The sequence below is a fragment of the Polymorphobacter multimanifer genome (assembly GCF_014205635.1).
Lineage (GTDB): Bacteria > Pseudomonadota > Alphaproteobacteria > Sphingomonadales > Sphingomonadaceae > Sandarakinorhabdus > Sandarakinorhabdus multimanifer.
Window position 1 is genome coordinate 1 of sequence record NZ_JACIIV010000032.1, and the last position, 18,831, is coordinate 18,831.

General features: G+C 65.7%; 15 protein-coding genes, 1 tRNA gene and 1 pseudogene. 11 read left to right on the forward strand and 6 right to left on the reverse strand.

Translation table 11 applies throughout. The annotated features are described in order from the left end of the window. Positions 1 to 129 precede the first annotated feature (129 nt). Positions 130 to 678, forward strand: a complete 549-nt coding sequence (locus FHS79_RS16260) for a hypothetical protein (RefSeq protein ID WP_184202524.1) — start codon at positions 130 to 132, stop codon at positions 676 to 678. A 476-nt stretch (positions 679 to 1,154) separates the two neighbouring features. Then, positions 1,155 to 2,228: pseudogene (locus FHS79_RS19470) on the forward strand (recombinase family protein); the annotation flags it as partial. Between the two features lie 516 nt (positions 2,229 to 2,744). Here the strand turns inward: FHS79_RS19470 and FHS79_RS16280 are convergent. Continuing rightward, positions 2,745 to 2,831: transfer RNA gene (locus FHS79_RS16280), tRNA-Leu, on the reverse strand. 126 nt (positions 2,832 to 2,957) lie between these two features. Here FHS79_RS16280 and FHS79_RS16285 point away from each other — a divergent pair. The 6 genes from FHS79_RS16285 (at position 2,958) to FHS79_RS16310 (ending at position 11,924) form a co-directional block, all read left to right on the forward strand. Further along, a complete protein-coding gene (locus tag FHS79_RS16285) occupies positions 2,958 to 3,926 on the forward strand; it encodes a complex I NDUFA9 subunit family protein (protein WP_184202527.1) in 969 nt (322 codons plus the stop codon). An 11-nt stretch (positions 3,927 to 3,937) separates the two neighbouring features. Continuing rightward, complete coding sequence (locus tag FHS79_RS16290) at positions 3,938 to 4,741, forward strand: undecaprenyl-diphosphate phosphatase (protein ID WP_184202529.1); 804 nt, start codon at positions 3,938 to 3,940, stop codon at positions 4,739 to 4,741. Between the two features lie 149 nt (positions 4,742 to 4,890). After that, positions 4,891 to 6,318 carry an NAD(P)-dependent oxidoreductase gene (locus FHS79_RS16295; RefSeq protein WP_184202531.1) on the forward strand — a complete coding sequence of 476 codons (1,428 nt, stop codon included), beginning with the start codon at positions 4,891 to 4,893 and terminating at the stop codon, positions 6,316 to 6,318. Next, entirely contained in the window at positions 6,318 to 6,932 is a 615-nt protein-coding gene (locus tag FHS79_RS16300) for a DUF2059 domain-containing protein (protein ID WP_184202533.1), read from the forward strand. The genes FHS79_RS16295 and FHS79_RS16300 overlap by 1 nt, the downstream gene beginning before the upstream one ends. A gap of 22 nt (positions 6,933 to 6,954) precedes the next feature. Then, the gene (gltB, locus tag FHS79_RS16305) at positions 6,955 to 11,520 is read left to right on the forward strand and encodes a glutamate synthase large subunit (RefSeq protein ID WP_184202535.1); all 4,566 of its coding nucleotides are present in this window, start codon (positions 6,955 to 6,957) and stop codon (positions 11,518 to 11,520) included. Positions 11,521 to 11,576: 56 nt separating this feature from the next. Then, a complete protein-coding gene (locus FHS79_RS16310; RefSeq protein WP_184202537.1) occupies positions 11,577 to 11,924 on the forward strand; it encodes a hypothetical protein in 348 nt (115 codons plus the stop codon). On the opposite strand, the gene FHS79_RS16315 is transcribed toward FHS79_RS16310, so the two are convergent. Continuing rightward, complete coding sequence (locus tag FHS79_RS16315) at positions 11,925 to 12,227, reverse strand: PepSY domain-containing protein (RefSeq protein WP_184202539.1); 303 nt, start codon at positions 12,225 to 12,227, stop codon at positions 11,925 to 11,927. After that, positions 12,224 to 12,799 carry a ferric reductase-like transmembrane domain-containing protein gene (locus FHS79_RS16320; protein WP_184202540.1) on the reverse strand — a complete coding sequence of 192 codons (576 nt, stop codon included), beginning with the start codon at positions 12,797 to 12,799 and terminating at the stop codon, positions 12,224 to 12,226. The genes FHS79_RS16315 and FHS79_RS16320 overlap by 4 nt, the downstream gene beginning before the upstream one ends. Positions 12,800 to 12,927: 128 nt before the next feature. On the opposite strand from FHS79_RS16320, the gene FHS79_RS16325 reads away from it, so the two are divergent. Further along, a complete protein-coding gene (locus FHS79_RS16325; protein WP_184202542.1) occupies positions 12,928 to 13,593 on the forward strand; it encodes a glutathione S-transferase family protein in 666 nt (221 codons plus the stop codon). Between the two features lie 266 nt (positions 13,594 to 13,859). Here the strand turns inward: FHS79_RS16325 and FHS79_RS16330 are convergent, their stop codons facing one another. Beyond that, a complete protein-coding gene (locus FHS79_RS16330; RefSeq protein ID WP_184202543.1) occupies positions 13,860 to 15,761 on the reverse strand; it encodes a potassium transporter Kup in 1,902 nt (633 codons plus the stop codon). 148 nt (positions 15,762 to 15,909) lie between these two features. On the opposite strand from FHS79_RS16330, the gene ald reads away from it, so the two are divergent. After that, positions 15,910 to 16,995, forward strand: a complete 1,086-nt coding sequence (gene ald, locus FHS79_RS16335; RefSeq protein WP_184202572.1) for an alanine dehydrogenase — start codon at positions 15,910 to 15,912, stop codon at positions 16,993 to 16,995. Between the two features lie 182 nt (positions 16,996 to 17,177). Further along, positions 17,178 to 17,858 carry a DJ-1/PfpI family protein gene (locus FHS79_RS16340; protein WP_184202545.1) on the forward strand — a complete coding sequence of 227 codons (681 nt, stop codon included), beginning with the start codon at positions 17,178 to 17,180 and terminating at the stop codon, positions 17,856 to 17,858. Here the strand turns inward: FHS79_RS16340 and FHS79_RS16345 are convergent. Beyond that, positions 17,830 to 18,237 carry a hypothetical protein gene (locus FHS79_RS16345; protein WP_184202547.1) on the reverse strand — a complete coding sequence of 136 codons (408 nt, stop codon included), beginning with the start codon at positions 18,235 to 18,237 and terminating at the stop codon, positions 17,830 to 17,832. The genes FHS79_RS16340 and FHS79_RS16345 overlap by 29 nt on opposite strands. Continuing rightward, positions 18,234 to 18,755 carry a DUF2306 domain-containing protein gene (locus FHS79_RS16350; RefSeq protein WP_184202549.1) on the reverse strand — a complete coding sequence of 174 codons (522 nt, stop codon included), beginning with the start codon at positions 18,753 to 18,755 and terminating at the stop codon, positions 18,234 to 18,236. The genes FHS79_RS16345 and FHS79_RS16350 overlap by 4 nt, the downstream gene beginning before the upstream one ends. Positions 18,756 to 18,831: the final 76 nt, after the last annotated feature.

An 18,831-nucleotide genomic window follows, 5' to 3' on the forward strand; every position in this document is an offset into this window, starting at 1 on the left:
TCGATACTGCGCGACTGTCCGGGGCCAATCCCTACAACACCATCCTCGGCGCTGTCTCCGCCGGATAGCTCAACGCAGGGGGTGGGTAATTACGCTTTCCGGCCGCTTATAGTCCGGTCCGGCAGAGCATTGGCGCTCAACCATCCGGCGTTTCTGTCGAAGGTGCCGACCGTTGTCGGGATCAAGTCGAGGCGGATTGCCAGCGGACAGCGCGCGAAGGCATCTCTGCATGATACTGCCAAGCGGCCAGCCCCTGAACTGCGCCGCCTTACGCTGTTTGAAATCTGGCATTACGGCCTAAATCCGGCAGCGTTACTCTTGATGCTGACTTTACGCTTCGCCCAAGCTGCTGCCATCGCGCGCATCATGCTTGACAGGCCCGAACTGGCAATCCGCGGCGAGGCATCGCATTTTGCGATCTCGCTCAAACGCGCTGAGATTATGGCGATTGCGCAAGACATGGCGATTGCAATCATCCCGGATGCCACGCCGTCATTCTCCAGTCCCGACAAGAACTTTAAATTGGCGTACGCATTCATTAGGCGCCACTCTGCAGGCTCCGTAGCGCGGAGACGTCCTGGCGAGCGCCGAATGTACCAAAGCCTCGACCCGCTCTACAAAGCGCTTCCACCGCATCTAGCGCATCTGTCCCTGACTTTGGGGATATGCCCGCCCTAAGCGAAGCAAGCGCAGTAGCAGGGCCATCAAGCTGCTGCGGTCACCAGCGTCCTCGATGTCGTCGCCCGCAATTGCTGCGTCGCGCCGATGCCGGGCGGACTGGTTTGCGCGCGTCCTTGCACCAGTGCTGGTTCAAGAGCGTTCTGCCGGCGAGATCGGCGCAGTCAGGCGCCAAACCGCTGACAGCCAGACAGTTTATCGACGCAATTTCCGGGTCGGTAACGGGCGCCGGCGCTCCGCCTGGTCCATCGAACGGGAATGCCGTCATCCCCATCCCTCCCACGAGCGCGGCGCTCTACACGACCGTTCAGCAGTACGTGCGGCGATGCAAGGTCGGCGTGCGCGTCCAACGCAAATTTAGGACTGAGGGTCGTCGACGATCTTCCTGATCGTATCCACCCATTACCTGGCGAATCGCGGTTGCTTTGGGATGCACTCGGGCGTGAAATAGCTGCACTGCTGGAAGAGGGTTGATCATGGCATTGAAGCTGCGGGCCTACGGCTATGTGCGCGTCAGCGTTGACGAGGAGGATGGCAAGAACGCTTCGATCGCCAGCCAGAACGCGGCAATCGACAATTACTGTGAGGTCAATGACATCGAGAAGGTACACGTGTTCGAGGAGCCAAACGTTTCCGGGCGGAAGCTTGCCCGCAAGCAGTTCGACAGGATGATCGATGCGGCGACGCAACCCGGGCGGCCGGTCGACATGATCATCTCTTACGCCCTGTCGCGGTTCAGCCGCCGCATGTACACCCAGGTTGTCAGCTTCGCGAAACTCGACCAGGCCGGCGTCGATTTCGTGTCACTCACTGAGGCATTTTCAAACGATGCTACCGGGCAGATGATGCGTGGCGTCGTCGGCTTGATGAACGAAAAATATGCGCAGGATGCAGCTCAGTTCACTCGTCGCGACCGACGGCGCAATGCGCTGCGCGGGTTCTTCAACGGCGGCAATATCGTATTCGGCTACGAGAGCCGGACGGTGCAGACCGATGGCAAGAAAGAGCGCAAGAAATTGTTTGTCGTGGATGAGGAGGCCGCCACGGTGCGCCTGATCTACGACATGGCGGAGTTCGGAACTGGCGCGGAACCGATGGGCACGCGCTCGATCGCGGAGTGGCTGCGGGTCCACGGTTATACACTGCGTGGCGGACAGTTTTTCCACAGCTCGATCGACCGGATCCTGACCCAGCCGCACTATCTTGGCCGATACCCCGATCGCACCAAGGACGACGCCGGCAAGCTGCCGACCCTTGAAGACCAGACCTATGTAGAGTGTCCACGCATCATCGAGCCGGAGCAGGCGGCGCGCGTCGCTGCACTAAGGGCCAAGCGCGCGCCGGCGGTCACCGCACCACGTGTTGTCAACGGTCCGACAATGCTGACCGGGATCGCAGCTTGCGGTATGCCCGGCTGCCGCTCGGGCCTGACGATCTCGACTGGAAAGGGCGGGCGCTACAGCTACTATAAGTGCGCCAGCAAGGTGAATGGCGGCGCAGCGCGTTGCAATTGCCCGACGCTGCCTATGAAGACGCTTGACGATATCGTCCTGCGCGCTGTCGAGGATCGTGTACTCGATCCCGGTCGTCTCCAGGCCTTGCTGTCAGGCATTCTCGAAATATCCAACTGTGCCGATGCTCGGCGGAAAACCGACCTCGACCAGGCCCGTAAGGCGCGCACACGCTGCGAGACCGCCATCGGTCGGCTGATCGAACTCATCGAAGAGGGACTGATGTCGGCGAAGGATCCCGAATTTGCCAAGCGCATGTCCGAACGTCGGATTGAAAAAGCCCGTCTCGACGCCACGATCTCCGGGCTAGAGCGGCAAATGATCCGCGGCGCAAAACGGATTACGCCGGAGATCGTCGAGAAGTTTGGCGGGATGGTCGCCGCCAAGCTGCGCGACCCTGACCCGAAGTTACGCAAGGCATACGTTCGGTTGCTCGTTGACCGCGTCGAGGTCAACGCCTCAGAAATACGGATCATAGGGTCAAAGTCAGCGCTGGAACACGCTGTACTTGATCCCCAGGTCGCGGCCGGGCGAGTGCCCAGTTTTGACCGAGAGTGGTGCCCAGAAGAGGACTCGAACCTCCACGCCCTTGCGAGCGCCAGCACCTGAAGCTGGTGCGTCTACCAATTCCGCCATCTGGGCACGGGGTAGGCGCTGGCAGTTATGGGGGGGCGGCGGGCTTGTCAAATGGATTCGCAATGCCCCTGCGCCAATCGGCAGCGGGACAAGTGGGGGGACAGCCGGCACGCGCCGCGCTATGGCATCGCCATGATCGAAAAAGACCTTCCCCTTGACACCGACAGCCTCGTCACCGTCGTTGGCGGATCGGGGTTTCTCGGCCGCTATATCGTCCAGCGCCTCGCTGAAACCGGGGCGCGCATCCGCGTCGCCGTGCGCAATCCCGAGCGCGCCGGCTTCCTGCGGCCTCTCGGCGGCCTCGGGCAGATTGCGGTGGTGCAGGCCGATGTCGGCACCGGGCATGGCCTGGCAGCGGCATTCGAGGGAGCGACAGCGGGCGTCAATCTCGTCGGCATCCTCGATGAGCGCGGCGGCCAGCGGTTCGATGCGGTGCAGGCGCAGGGTGCGGCGCGTGCGGCAGCCGCGGCGGCCGGCGTTTCGGCCTATGTCCAGATGTCGGCAATCGGCGCCGACGCCGCCTCCAGGGTGCCCTATGCACGCACCAAGGCCGAGGGCGAGGCCGCCGTGCTCAAGGCGCTGCCCTTCGCCACCATCCTGCGCCCGAGCCTCGTCGTGGGTCCCGAGGACCAGTTTCTCAACCGATTTGCCGCCATGGCAGTGCTGGCGCCGGTGCTGCCGGTGGTCAGCGGCGGTTCGAAGTTCCAGCCGGTTTATGTGCTCGATGTGGCGGCGGCAGTGCTTGCGGCCCTGCAATCGAGCGAGAGCCGCGGGCGCACCTATGCTCTGGGCGGCCCCGACGTGATGAGCTTCAAGGCCATCATGGCGATGATCAACCGGGAAACGCAGCGCAAGCGCACCTTGGTCGATCTTCCTGATGGCGTGGCGCGGCTGATGGGCAAGATGGGCGATGTGCTGCCCTTCGTGCCGCTGACATCGGACCAGTTTGCCATGCTGCAAAAGGACAATGTGGTGGCGCCTGGCGAAGCCGGGCTGGCCGAGCTGGGCGTGGTGGCCACGCCGATGTCCGCCTTCGTGCCGGCGATGCTGGCGCGCTATCGGCCGAGCGGGCGGTTTGCCAAGGCGTCGCCGGTCGCCTAATCGCCTGAGGCATGGAACAAAGCCTCTTCGACATCATCCTGCTCGGCGTCATCGAAGGGTTGACCGAATTCTTGCCGGTCTCCTCGACCGGGCACCTCATCCTTGCCTCCGAGCTGCTCGGCTTCAAGGGCGAGGCCGAGCTCGCCTTCAAGATCGCCATCCAGCTCGGCGCCATCCTTGCGGTGCTCGTGGCGTACAGGGCGCGCTTCTCCAGCATCATCGTCGGACTGTGGCGGCGCGAGGCCCCCGCCATCGCCTTCACGCGCAACGTGTTCCTGGGTTTCGTACCGGCGCTGCTGGTGGGTGCGCTGGCCTATGAGGGCATCCGCCGGATGATCGAATCGCCAATGACGGTGGCGGTCGCGCTGATCATCGGCGGCGTCGCGATCCTCGTTATCGAGCGCCAGCTCCACCGCGTGCGCTTCACCAGCATCGAGGCACTGACCGGGCGCACGGCCTTCACGGTCGGGGTCGGGCAATGCGTGGCGATGATCCCCGGCGTGTCGCGCTCGGGCGCCACGATCATGTTCGGCTTGCTTGCCGGCCTTGAGCGCAGGACCGCAGCCGAATACAGCTTCTTCCTCGCAGTGCCGACAATGGCGGCCGCGACCGTCTATGCGCTCTGGAAGGGCCGCGATGCGCTAGCTGTAGGCGATCTTTCGGCGATCGGGATCGGCTTCACTGTGGCTTTCGTGGTGGCACTGGCTGTGGTGAAGGGCTTCGTCACGCTGATCGGTCGCTACGGATTTGCGCCCTTTGCCTGGTACCGAATCATCCTCGGCAGCGCTGCGCTGATCTGGCTACTGGCCCGATAGGACCGACCCGGCCATTAAATGAAGAGGATTTGGATGCCGTTAGCTTTGAATCGCGGTATTTAAGTCAGTAATGCTGACCTAATCGCGCCATTTTGCGTGACACCTCAGGTTTGAAAGGCTATGCGGCCCCCGTCGAAGGGGAACCAGCCATGGCCAAATCGCAGATGCTCAAGTTCATCGATCGCCCGCAGGCGCAGCCCTCCAAGCGCGCGGCGCAGGAACGTGCCGACGATTTTCTCGAGATCTCCCGCCCTTATATTCTCGCCAAGGCCGAGGAGCAGGCCAGCCGCTGCTCGCAGTGCGGCGTGCCCTTCTGCCAGGTGCACTGCCCATTGCAGAACAACATCCCCGATTGGCTCAAGCTCACCGCCGAGGGCCGGCTGGAAGAAGCCTATGAGCTGTCCGCCAGCACATCGACCATGCCCGAGATCTGCGGCCGCATCTGCCCGCAGGACCGGCTGTGCGAAGGCAATTGCGTGATCGAAAAGGATTTCGGCGCGGTCACCATAGGGGCTGTTGAAAAGTTCATCACCGATACCGCCTGGGAGATGGGCTGGGTGAAGCCGATCCAGCCGGTGGCCGACCGTTCGGAACAGTCGGTCGGCATCATCGGCGCCGGCCCGGCCGGACTCACCGCCGCCGAACTGCTGCGGGTGAAGGGCTATACCGTTCACGTCTATGACCGCCACGACCGCGCCGGCGGGCTGCTGACCTATGGCATCCCCGGCTTCAAGCTGGAAAAGCCGGTGGTGATGCGCCGCGTGCAGCGGCTGGTCGATGCCGGCGTCGTTTTCCATCCCGGCTTCGAGATCGGCCGCGATGCGAGCCTTGACGACCTCCGCGCAAGACATGGCGCCATCCTCATCGCCACCGGCGTGTACAAGGCGCGCGCCATCGAAGTGCCCGGCGCCGAGGGCCCGCAGGCGCTCGAAGCGCTCGATTATCTCATCGCCTCCAACCGCGCCGGCTTCGGTGATGCCGTTGCCGATGCCCCCCGCTTCGACGCGCACGGCAAGCATGTCGTGGTGATCGGCGGTGGTGACACCGCGATGGATTGCGTGCGCACCGCCGTCCGCCAGGGCGCTGCCAGCGTGAAGTGCCTCTACCGGCGCGATCGCTCGAACATGCCCGGCTCGGCTCGCGAGGTGATGAACGCCGAGGAGGAAGGCGTCGAGTTCGTGTGGCTCGCCGCCCCCGCCGAAATCCGTGCTCGCAGCGTCGTGGCGCAGCGGATGCGCCTCGGCCAGGCCGGACCCGATGGCCGCCGCGCGCCCGAAGCAGAGCCGGGTGCCGATTTCGAGACTTCCGCCGACATGGTCATCAAGGCACTGGGCTTCGATGCCGAGGACCTGCCGGGCGCGTTCGGCGCGCCCGAGCTTTCGGTCACCCGCTGGGGCACGGTGCGGGTGGATCACAAGACGATGATGACCGCGATTCCCGGCGTTTTCGCCGCAGGGGACATCGTGCGCGGCGCCAGCCTTGTGGTATGGGCGGTGCGCGATGGGCGCGATGTCGCCCCGCAAATGCACCGATGGCTGCGCGAAACCGCCGGCCAGCAGAACCGAAAGGCCGCCTGATGCGCTTGCTCCTCCTCGCCCTCCCCATCGTCACAAGCCAGCCCGCCCTGGCGCAGTCTGCGGCGCCATCCGCTGCCGCCGTCACCGCGGCAACGGCGATGGTCGAGGCCATTTCGCCTGCCACCGCCGAAAAGGCAGCGCTTGACCAGCAGATCGCGAGTGTTCGCCGCGGTGCCCTCATCGCGCAGCTGATCGGCAACAGTCCGCAGGTGCAGGCCGAAGCGCAGCGCAACCAGGCTGGCGTGCAAGCGATGCTCGGCCGTGCCGGCGCGATCCAGGCCGATGCGCTCACCCCGGTGTTCACCCAGCGCCAGGCGGCGGTGCGCGCGGCCAGCATCCAGGCCTTTGCCACGCAGTTCACTATTCCGGAAATGACCGCGATCTCCGCCTTCTACCGTTCGGCACCCGGCACCAAGCTGCGCACCGCGCAGCCGCAGATCGCCCAGCAGGTGTCGCAACAGGTGCAGGCGCAATTCGCGCCGCAGGTGCAGGCCGCACAGCAGGGAATCGTCCCGCGCATCGAAGCCGAGGTCAAGACGCTGTTCCCCAACCTGATCGGCACGCCGGCCGCCGCTCCCGCTGCAACGCCGCCGGCCGCCCCACCGCGCCGCTGACACCTATCGACAGGACTGCCTGATGAGCATCGACGCCCCCCAATTTCCTGATTGGCGCCAGCACCTTGCCGAAACCGGCATGTATCGCCCGGAATTCGAGGGCGATGCCTGTGGCGTGGGGCTGATCGCCGCGACCGACGGCGTGGCCTCGCGCCGCGTCGTTGAAGCGGGAATCGAGGCGCTGAAGGCGGTCTGGCACCGCGGTGCGGTCGATGCCGATGGCAAGACCGGCGACGGTGCCGGCATCCATGTCGAACTGCCGGTCGATTTCTTCCACCAGCATATCGAGCGCGCCGGCCAGCAGCGCCGGCCGAACCTGCTTGCCGTGGGCCAGGTCTTCCTGCCGCGCACCGATCTGGCCGCGCAGGAAACTTGCCGCACGATCGTCGAATCCGAGATCATCGGCTTCGGCTACAAGGTCTATGGCTGGCGGCAGGTGCCCGTCGATGTCAGCGTGATCGGCGAGAAAGCCATGCTTTCGCGCCCCGAGATCGAGCAGATCATGATCGCCGGGCCGCTGCCGTCGGGCCGCGCCGCGATGGAGGCGTTCGAAAAGGACCTGTATCTCGTCCGCCGCCGCATCGAGAAGCGGGTCATCGAGGCGCAGATCCAGGGCTTCTACATCTGCTCGCTCTCGGCGCGGTCGATCATCTACAAGGGGCTGTTCCTCGCCGAGGAGCTTTCGGTTTTCTATCCCGACCTGATGGACGCGCGCTTTGTCAGCCGCTTCGCCATCTATCACCAGCGTTACAGCACCAACACCTTCCCGCAATGGTGGCTGGCACAGCCGTTTCGCTGCCTCGCGCACAACGGCGAGATCAACACCGTTCGCGGCAACACCAACTGGATGAAGAGCCACGAGATCAAGATGGCCGCTACCGCCTTTGGCGAGCATTCGGAAGACATCAAGCCGCTCATCCCCGCCGGCGCTTCCGACACTGCCGCCCTCGATGCCGTGTTCGAGGCGTTCGTCCGCTCGGGCCGCGATGCGCCCACCGCCAAGCTCACCCTCATCCCCGAGGCCTGGCAGAAGGATGACCGGATGCCGGCGGCGCACCGCGCCATGTACGCCTTCTTCGCCAGCATCATGGAGCCGTGGGACGGTCCGGCGGCGCTCGCCATGACCGACGGCCGCTGGGTGGTGGCCGGGCTCGATCGCAATGCGCTGCGCCCCATGCGCTATTGCCTCACCCGCGATGGCCTGCTCGTCACCGGCTCCGAAGCCGGCATGGTCGTGCTCCCCGAAATCGACATCGTGCAGAAGGGCGCGCTCGGCCCCGGCCAGATGATCGCCATCGATCTCGACGGCGATGAGAATGTTGAGGGGGGCGGCGCACCCACCTTCTACGGGGACCGTGCGATCAAGGACCGGATTGCCGCGGCGCGCGACTATGCCGCCAAGGTGGCCGACTTCGCCAATTTCGAGGATCTGCCCGGCCATGATGCGCCCGAGCGCGGTCTGGTTTGGGATCGCACCGAATTGCGCCGCCGCCAGGTGGCCGCCGGACAAACGATGGAGGACATGGAGCTGCTGCTCGCCCCGATGGTGGAGGACGCCAAGGAGGCGATCGGCAGCATGGGCGACGATGCCCCGCTCGCGGTGATTTCGGACGCCCCGCGCAACCTCAGCCATTTCTTCCGCCAGAATTTCAGCCAGGTCACCAACCCGCCGATCGACTCGCTTCGCGAAACCCGGGTGATGGCGCTGAAGACGCGCTTCTCCAACCTCGGCAACATCCTCGATGGCAAGGCGCAGCAATCGGGCGTCATGGTGATGGAAAGCCCGGTGCTCACCTCGAAGGGCTGGGCGCTGCTGAAGGCGCATTTCGGCGCGCAGGTCGCCGAGATCGATTGCACCTTCGACGTGACCAGCGGCGCCGCCGGGCTGCGCGCCGCCATCGTGGAGGTGCGCCAGGCCGCCGAGCTGGCGGTGCGCTCGGGCAAGAGCCAGATCTTCCTCTCGGACGAGGCGCAGTCAGCTTCGAGAGCAGCGATTCCGATGATCCTCGCCACCGCAGGCGTCCACACGCATCTGGTCCGCAAGGGGCTTCGAACCTTCGCCTCGATCAACGTCCGTGCCTGCGAGGCACTCGACACGCATTATTTCGCGGTGCTGATCGGCGTGGGCGCCACCACGGTCAACGCCTATCTCGCCGAAGCCGCCATCGCCGAGCGGCACGGCCGCGGGCTGTTCGGGCAGCTCACGTTGGCCGATTGCGTCGCGCGCTACCGCAAGGCGGTCGATGATGGCCTGCTCAAGATCATGGCCAAGATGGGCATCGCCGTCATCTCCGCCTATCGCGGCGGCTACAATTTCGAGGCGGTCGGTCTCAGCCGGGCGCTGGTGCAGGATTTCTTCCCCGGGATGCCGTCCAAAATCTCCGGCGAGGGCTTCGAATCGCTCTTCATCAACAGCCAGATGCGCCACGAGCGCGCCTTCGACGAGGACGTGATCGCCCTGCCGATCGGCGGACTCTACCGCTACCGCGCCAATGGCGAAGCCCATGCCTATGAGGCCGGGCTCATCCACCTGCTCCAGCACGCGGTGGGGGCGGACAGCTATTCGGACTACAAGAAGTTCAGCCGCAAAGTCGCCGAGCTGCCGCCGATAGCACTCCGCGATCTGCTCGATTTCGTGCCCGAAACAACGCCTGTGCCCATCGAGCAGGTTGAATCGATCACCGAAATCCGCAAGCGTTTCGTCACTCCCGGCATGAGTCTCGGCGCGCTCAGCCCCGAGGCGCACGAAACGCTGGCGATCGCCATGAACCGCATCGGCGCCAAGTCGGTGAGCGGCGAAGGCGGCGAGGACCGGTCGCGCTACACCCCCTATGCCAATGGCGACAACGCCAACTCGCCGATCAAGCAGGTCGCCTCGGGCCGCTTCGGCGTGACCAGCGAATATCTGCTGGCGTGCGAGGAGATCGAGATCAAGGTCGCCCAGGGCGCCAAGCCCGGCGAGGGTGGCCAGTTGCCCGGCTTCAAGGTGACCGACCTCATCGCCAAGCTGCGGCACTCGACCCCCGGCGTCACCCTCATCTCGCCGCCGCCGCACCACGACATCTATTCGATCGAGGATCTGGCGCAGCTCATCTACGACCTGAAGCAGGCCAATCCGCGTGCGCGCGTCTGCGTCAAGCTCGTCAGCCAGGCCGGCATCGGCACGGTGGCGGCGGGTGTGGCGAAGGCGCATGCCGATGCCATTCTCGTCTCGGGCAATGTCGGCGGTACCGGCGCCTCGCCGCAGACGAGCATCAAATATGCCGGCACGCCGTGGGAAATGGGACTCTCCGAAGTCAACCAGGTGCTCACCCTCAACGGGCTTCGCCACCGCGTGAAGCTGCGCACCGATGGCGGACTGAAGACCGGGCGCGATATCGTCATCGCTGCCATCCTGGGGGCCGAGGAATTCGGTATCGGCACGCTGGGGCTGGTGGCGATGGGCTGCATCATGGTGCGCCAGTGCCATTCCAACACCTGTCCCGTCGGTGTCTGCACGCAGGACGATGCGCTGCGCGCCAAGTTCAGCGGCAGCCCCGAGAAGGTCATCAACCTGATGAGCTTCATTGCCGAGGAGGTGCGCGAAATCCTGGCGAAGCTCGGCGTCCGCTCGCTCGACGAAGTGATCGGCCGCACCGAGTTGCTCCGCCAGGTCAGCCGCGGCGCCGAGCATCTCGACGATCTCGATCTGAACCCCATCCTCGCCAAGGTCGACGCGCCCGATCATCTGCGCCGGTTCGGCATCGCCACCCACCGCAACCCGGTGCCGGACAGCCTCGATGCCGACATGCTCAAGGATGCCGAGCATCTGTTCAGCCGCGGCGAGAAGATGCAGCTCACCTATACGGTGCGCAACACCCACCGCGCGGTCGGCACCCGGCTCTCCTCGGAGATCACCCAGCGCTTCGGCATGACCGGGCTCGCACCCGGCCATATCACCGTGCGGCTGCGCGGCTCGGCCGGCCAGTCGCTCGGGGCCTTTGCGGTGCAGGGGGTCAAGCTCGAAGTGTTCGGCGAGGCCAATGATTATGTCGGCAAGGGGCTTTCGGGCGCCACCATCACGCTGCGCCCCATGGTCTCCTCGCCGCTCGCCACCCAGGCCAACGCCATCATCGGCAACACCTGCCTCTATGGCGCCACCGCCGGCAAGCTGTTCGCCGCCGGCCGTGCGGGCGAGCGCTTCGCGGTGCGCAACTCAGGCGCGAATGCCGTGATCGAAGGCTGTGGCGCCAATGGCTGCGAATACATGACCGGCGGCACGGTGGTGATCCTCGGCACGACGGGGGACAATTTCGCCGCCGGCATGAGCGGCGGCATGGTCTTCGTGCTCGATCAGGGGGACGATTTCCCGTCGCGCGTCAACCAGGACTCGGTCATCGTCCGCCGCATCGGCTCGGTGCACTGGGAGGCCGTGGCGCGGGGGCTGATCGAGGAACATGTTCGCGAGACGAGCTCGAAATGGGCCGCCGGGCTTGTCACCGAATGGGATCGCACCCAGGGCCAGCTCTGGCAGGTCGTGCCCAGAGAGATGCTGGACCGGCTCTCGCACCCGCTCGACGATGCACCGGAGACCATCGCTGCCGAGTAGCTTGAAACTGGCCGCCCCGGTGCCATATCAGTGCAACACAGCCTGAGGACGAGTGCATGAGCAAGCAGGACCCGTTGATCGAAAGCCTGATGGCGCTTGCCGTGAGCGCCGCACCGCTCATCCGCCGTGCCCGCGAATCGGGGATGTTCAGGAACGATACCGCCGCCGCCAAGGCCGCTGAGGAAACCGTCGAGGTGACGGTCATCAAGCCCGAGCCTGCCCCTGCTCCTGCACCCGAGCCGCAACCGTCAGCCGAAGTCGGCGCGCTGCAGGGCCTGCTCGTGCGACAGGCGATGCGCATCGCCGAGCTCGAGGCCGAAGTGGCCGCACTCAAGGCACGGCGCGCCGCCAAGCCGGCCCCGCGCAAGAAGGCAAAGCCTTCCCGCGCAAAGGCCGATCAGTAGTTACTGCTTCTGGAACAGCACCTTGCCCCGCTGCGAGACATAGAGCTTCTCGAAGGTGACGGGGTCGAAATAGGCTTCCACCCGGTCGCCCTCGGGGGTGGTGCCATAGACTTCGTAGCAGCCGCCGTCGGGCTTGGCCTTGGTCACCGTCCAGCCCTGCTTGGTGAGGGCGGTCACCAGCTCGGCTTGCGGCTTCACATCGGAAGCAGCCACCTTGCAGGTCATCTTGCCGGTCGCCGCAGCGGGGCCGGCAAGCGCCAGCGCCAGCGGCGCCAGGGCAATCAGGGTGTATTTCAATGTCATGATACGGTCCTTCCACGGTTGAAACGAGTGATCTGAAGCAGGATCAGCACTGCCGCCAATGCCATGGCCAGCGTTTGCCCATCATGAACGATGTACGTATGCGCCAGCGCCAGCGCCACTGCGGGCCAGGCGAGCCGTTGCAACCGCTTCCAGCCGCGCCCCAACCGCCGCATCGCCGCATCGGTCGAAGTCAGCGCCAGGGGCACGAGCAGCAACAGCGCCGCCCAGCCGGTCCAGATGCCCGGCACATCGAGCTCGGCCAGCACCGGTTCCAGCGCGCCCATGGCCAGCAGGTACAGCAGCAGATGCACCACGCTGGTGCCGAACGCCGCCAGCCCGAAGGCGCGGCGCAAGTGCACCAGCTGCGCCAGTGCGGGATGCAGCCGCGCAACACCGGTCAGCCCGATCGCCAGCACCAGCAGCACGCCGGCCAACTGCCCCGACACGTTCGCGAGTTCGTCGAGGTCGGCCGCCGGCTGCCCTGCCTGCCACAGCAGCCAGGCGCCCGGCAGCGCCAGCACCAGCCACAACGGCCATCGCAAGGTGCGGGTCTGGACAGGGCTCAACGACATCTCGTTCTGCGCTACGCTTGTTGCGAACGGCTTGCAACGGCATTTCTCGACACGGCCCGCACATCACGGCATCAGCGGCAGCGTGCGATGTGCTTCCAAAGACGCAGCGATTCGTTAGGGTCCGTTTCATGTGGCGTCTTCACCAGTTTCCGCTCTGCCCGTTCAGCCGCAAGGTCCGCTTCACGCTCGCCGTGAAGGGCCTTGCGGTGGAGCTGGTGCACTGCCTGCCCTGGGAGAAGCCCGAAGGCCTGCTGGCCCTCAACCCCGCCGGCCAGACGCCGGTCATCGCGCTCGATGGGCTGGTGATCGCCGATTCCTCCGCCATCTGCCATTATTTCGAGGAGACGGTGGAGCGCGTGCCGCTGCTCGCCGGCACGCCCGAGGAGCGCGCCGAAACGCGCCGCCTTACCGCCTGGTTCGACCACAAATTCTACGCCGAAGTGACGGCACCGCTGCTCTCCGAGCGCATGTACAAGCGCCTTTACACCCGCACCGCCCCCGAGGCGGCGACGCTGCGCACGGCCTCACGCGCGGCTGAAATGCACCTCGATTATCTCGACTGGCTTCTCGAGCGCCGTCGCTGGCTCTCGGGCTCGGCATTCGGCCTCGCCGATGTCGCCGCGGCCGCCCAGCTTTCGGTCGCGGACTATCTGTCGGGCCTGCAATGGGATGGCCATGAGCCGGCGCGCATCTGGTACTCGGCGCTCAAATCCCGCCCCACTTTCCGCCCGCTGCTCGGCGAGCGCATGGAAGGCCTGCCGCCGCCGGACCATTACGACAAGCTGGATTTCTAGGGTCAGGACTTGTTGATTCCATGCCCCGGCACGTCTCGGAGAGCCCCGGTACGAATGAGTGAGCGCAGTGGCGCACCTTTTCAGGTGCGTCCAAGCGAAGCGAACGCGGTACCGGGGCTCTCCGAGGCGCCCTTCGGGTTGCCCGCTGCGACCAAATGGCGTCGTTGCGGTCGCTCGCCGGGGGGCGAAGCCCCGCCAGCGCGCCCGCGCCTAGCCATTTGGTCGCAGCGGGCAATGACGGGGCATGGAATCAACAAGTCCTGACCCTAGATCTCCACCTGGCTCCCGAGCTCCACCACCCGGTTGGTCGGCAGCTTGAAGAAGTCCATCGCACTTTCGGCGTTGCGCATCATCCAGCTGAACAGGTGCTCGCGCCACAGCGCCATTCCCGGCTTGTCCGAGGCCAGCAGCGTCTGGCGCGAGAGGAAGAAGCTCGTCTCCATCATCTTCACCTTTGGCCCGCAATTCTCGATCCGCTTGAGCACGGCAGGAATGTCGATCTCCTGCATGAAGCCGTAGCGGATGATGATCCGGTAGAAGTCCGACCCCAGCATCACCGTGCCGATCCGGTCCTCCTCCGACACATAGGGAATCTCGTCGATCACCACGGTCAGGATCATGATCCGCTCGTGCAGCACCTTGTTGTGCTTGAGATTGTGGAGCAGCGCCGGCGGCACCCCGGTGGGCGACGATGTCATGAACACTGCCGTGCCCGACACCCGCGCCGCAGCCGAGGAGGCGGACTTGATGAACACCTCGATCGGCATCGCACTTTCGCGCAGCCGCTCCTGCATCAGTTCACGCCCGCGCGACCAGGTGGTGAGCATGGTGAAGCCGAGCAGGCCGATCACGAGCGGAAACCAGCCGCCATCGGGCACCTTGGTGAGGTTCGAAGCAAAATACATGCCATCGACGAGCAGGAACACCGCCAGCAGCGGCACCGCAACCCAGCGGTTCCATTTCCACACGCTCAGCAGCAGCACGCCGAGCAGCAGCGTATCGATGAACATCGTGCCGGTCACGGCGATGCCATAGGCGGCGGCGAGGTTGGACGAGGATTTGAAGCCCAGCACCAGCAACACCACCAGCAGCGCCAGCGTCCAGTTGACGATGGGGATGAACACCTGCCCCTCGGCCGAAGCGCTGGTGTGTGTGATGCGCAGCCGCGGCAGGAAACCGAGCTGGATCGCCTGGCGCGTGACCGAGAAGGTGCCGGTGATCACCGCCTGGCTGGCGATGATGGCAGCGGCGGTGGCGAGCAGCACCAGCGGAAGCCGCGCCCATTCCGGCGCCATCAGGAAGAAGGGATTCTCGGCCGCGATCGGCTCTTCGAGCAGCAGCGCGCCCTGGCCCAGATAGTTGAGCATCAGGGCGGGCAGCACGATCCACAGCCAGGAAAAGGTGATCGGCTTGCGGCCGAAATGCCCCATGTCGGCGTAAAGCGCTTCGGCCCCCGTCACCGCGAGCACGATCGATCCCAGCGCGAAAAACGCCAGCGCGGGATCTTCGGCAATGAACAATGCCGCCCACCATGGGTTGAGCGAAAACAGCATGTCCGGCCGTTCGATGAGATTGACGACCCCGAGCACGCCGAGCGTCACGAAGTACAGCACCATGATCGGGCCGAACACCGCCCCCACCCGCGCCGTGCCGCGTGCCTGGATGAGGAACAGCGCCACCAGAATCCCGATGGCGATCGGCACCACGAGCGGCCCCATGCCCGCCTGCACCACGGTAAGACCTTCCACCGCCGACATCACGGTCATCGCCGGCGTGATCATCGCATCTCCGAAGAAAAGCGCTGTCGCCAGCACGCCGAGCAGCGCCAGATAGCCCGAGCGTCGTGTGTTGCTGGACAGGCGGGAAATCAGCGCCAGCAGCGCCAGGCTGCCGCCTTCGCCGCGATTGTCGGCGCGCATGATGATCGACACATATTTGACCGTGACGACGAGCACCAGCGACCAGAAAATGAGCGACACCACACCGAAGATGTGCAGCTGGTCCACCGCAATCGGGTGGTGGCCAACAAAAGTTTCCTTGAAAGCATAGAGCGGGCTGGTGCCGATATCGCCGAACACCACGCCGAGCGCGCCGAGCGCCAGCTTGGGAACACCGTCCTTGTGGCCATGGTCTTGCAGCGTTGTGGCTGAAGCCGGATCGGTCGACATCGTGCCTCGGGTTCCACAGGGGAGCGGCGATGCGGGTAGCACAGCGGCATGGGTGCCGCAATGCAACATGGAAATCCCCACAACAGCGCTGGAAATGGCAGAAATGCTGGCCTATAGTAAGCGAACAAAAGTTCGCATGGAGAACAAGATGCGCGTCGGTGTGCCGAAGGAAATCAAGATCCACGAATATCGGGTGGGCCTCACCCCGCCCTCTGTCGCCGAGCTGACGCGCCATGGCCATGAGGTGATCGTGGAAACGGGCGCCGGCGGCGGCATCGATTTCGCCGATTCCGATTATGTCGCCGCCGGCGCCCGCATCGTCGCCACCGCCGCGGAAGTGTTCGAGGCGGCCGACATGATCGTCAAGGTCAAGGAGCCGCAGCTCCACGAATGCGCGATGCTGCGCCCGGGCCAGACGCTGTTCACCTATCTCCACCTCGCGGCCGACAAGCCGCAGGCCGAGGCGCTGATGGCCTCGGGCGCCACCTGCATCGCCTATGAGACGGTCACCGATCGTGCCGGCGGGCTGCCGTTGCTGCGCCCCATGAGCGAAGTCGCCGGCCGCATGAGCGTGCAGGTCGGCGCGCATTATCTCGAAAAGGAGCAGGGCGGCCGCGGCATCCTGCTCGGCGGCGTGCCCGGCGTGGCACCGGCCCGGGTCGCAATTCTCGGCGGCGGCGTGGCCGGCGTCAACGCCGCCCAGATGGCGGTCGGCATGCGCGCCGATGTGACGATCTACGACATCTCGACCGCACGCCTCGCCGAGCTCGATGCGCAGTTCGAAGGCCGGGTGAAGACCGCCTTCTCGTCGCGTGCCGCGGTCGAAGCCGCTGTCGCCCGCGCCCACCTCGTCATCGGCGCCGTCCTTATCCCGGGTGCCGCCGCCCCCAAGCTCGTGACACGGGACATGCTCGGGCTGATGAAGCGCGGCTCGGTGCTCGTCGACATCGCCATCGACCAGGGCGGCTGCTTCGAGACCTCGCGCGCCACCACCCATGCCGATCCGGTGTTCACCGTCGACGGCATCATCCATTATTGCGTCGCCAACATGCCGGGCGCGGTCGCGCGCACCTCGGCGTTCGCGCTCAACAACGCGACGCTCCCTTATGCGCTGCGCCTCGCCAACATGGGCGCCGACGCCGCGATGGCCGCCGACCCGCATCTGGCCGAGGGCCTCAATGTGGCCGGCGGCCGCATCACCCATGCCGCGGTGGCGGAGGCGCTCTCCCTTTAGTTGGACGTGAAGGCGCCTCCGGCGGCTGGGGCCTTGGCCCCAGACCCCGTCAGTGAGGACCGCGCTCAACGCATGGGGTCCGTGGCCTGAGGCCCCGGCCGCCGGAGGCCTTTGTTCATCCAGTCTCTGGACCGCATCGCCGTTTGGATTTAGCGCGAGACAAAGCGGCATAGGAGGCAGCGTTGGACAATTTCCGCATCGGGTTCCTGCTCTTCCCGAACCTGACGCAGCTCGATCTCACCGGGCCGGCGCAGGTGCTGTCGCGGATGCCGGGTGCGGTGGTCGATTATGTTGGACAAGATCTGGCACCGGTGATGAGCGATTGCCGGCTGGCGCTCGTCCCCACCCGCACCTTGGCCGATGCCGACCGCTACGACATGATCGTGGTGCCGGGCGGCTATGGCGTGCCGGCAGTGATGGCCGACCGACACATGCTCGGCTGGCTGCGTGACCAGGCCGAGACGGCAAAGCTCGTCACCAGCGTGTGCAACGGCTCGCTGATCCTCGCCGCCGCCGGGCTGCTCAAGGGCTATCGCGCCGGCTGTCACTGGGCCTGGGGGCAGGAACTGGCGCGCTTCGGCGCCACCTTCGTCGCCGAGCGCACCGTCGTCGACCGCAACCGGATCACTGCCGGCGGCGTCACCTCGGGCATCGACTTCGCCTTCCGCGTCATCGAACAGCTTCATGGCCGCGATGTGGCGGAGACGATCCAGCTCACCCTCGAATATGATCCCGTACCGCTCGGCGGCGGCACCCCCGCCACGGCCCGGCCGGAGATTCTCGCAAGCCTGCGGGCCAACCTCGCCCCCCGCATGGCCGAGCCGCTCGCCGCGATCAGGGCCGTGCCGCCGTTCGGCGAATGAACGCCACCATGGCAAGCGCCGGCCACAGCCCGAGCAGCGACACCCCGGTATCGAATGCATAGAGCCGCCGCGCATCGGCCAGCGTCGCCACACCATCCCACAGCGCGAAGCTGGCGATGCTGGCGAGGCTGTAGACGAGAATGGCCCAGCCCGTGCGGGCGTCGAGCGATGGCCGGCTTGTCTGCCACCAGCGCCAGCTGAACAGCACAGCGGCCAGAAACGGCAGCAGATAGGCCAGCTCCAGCCCCGCCACCAGGGCGCTCGCGGGCGGCGGGCCGGCCTGGTCCTCGAACCTCAGGCCGCGCCACTGGCCGACATAGACCGCCGCCATCACCACCTCGGCCAACGCCCAGGCCTTCAGCGCATTGATGGCCCTCACCCGGTCAGCCAGAGGCCCATCAGCCGGCCGAAGGGAAAGGTGAAGGCGCCCGCCACCAGCAGCGCGCCGATCACCAGCGAACGGATGCCGGTGCGATGCCGCGCCACATCATGCCGCCGGGCTGCCTGCACCGTGCGCGGCACGCCGAAGAGCACGAAGGCGCTCAGGATGTGGATGGGGGAAAAATCGAGCGTGAAAACACCGAGGCTGCCGGGCTCGGTCGATCCCATGTTGAAGAACAGGCTCGTGGTCGCCGCCGCCATCATCAGCGCGGCCCAGAGCTTGCCGAGGCTGCGGTGCGGCGGTGTGCCCTTGGACCGCCACAGCAGCGGGGGGGTCAGCGCCAGCGCGCCGCTGATGCTCAGCAGATGCGCCCATACCAGCGGAGGCGGGCTGTTGCCGCTGCCAAGGCCGCGCGCGATGGCAGCGACAACCAGCGCCAGCAACACGGCCGCCGCCACCGCGAGGGTGCGGTCAGCGGCAAGAGCAGGCTGGGCGGCGGGTGCGATGCTGGCCATGAGGCGGATCCTCGGTGTGTGTGTCACACCTTATGACATGGAACCGCCTCTGGAAAATGGGGTTTGTGGGGACGAT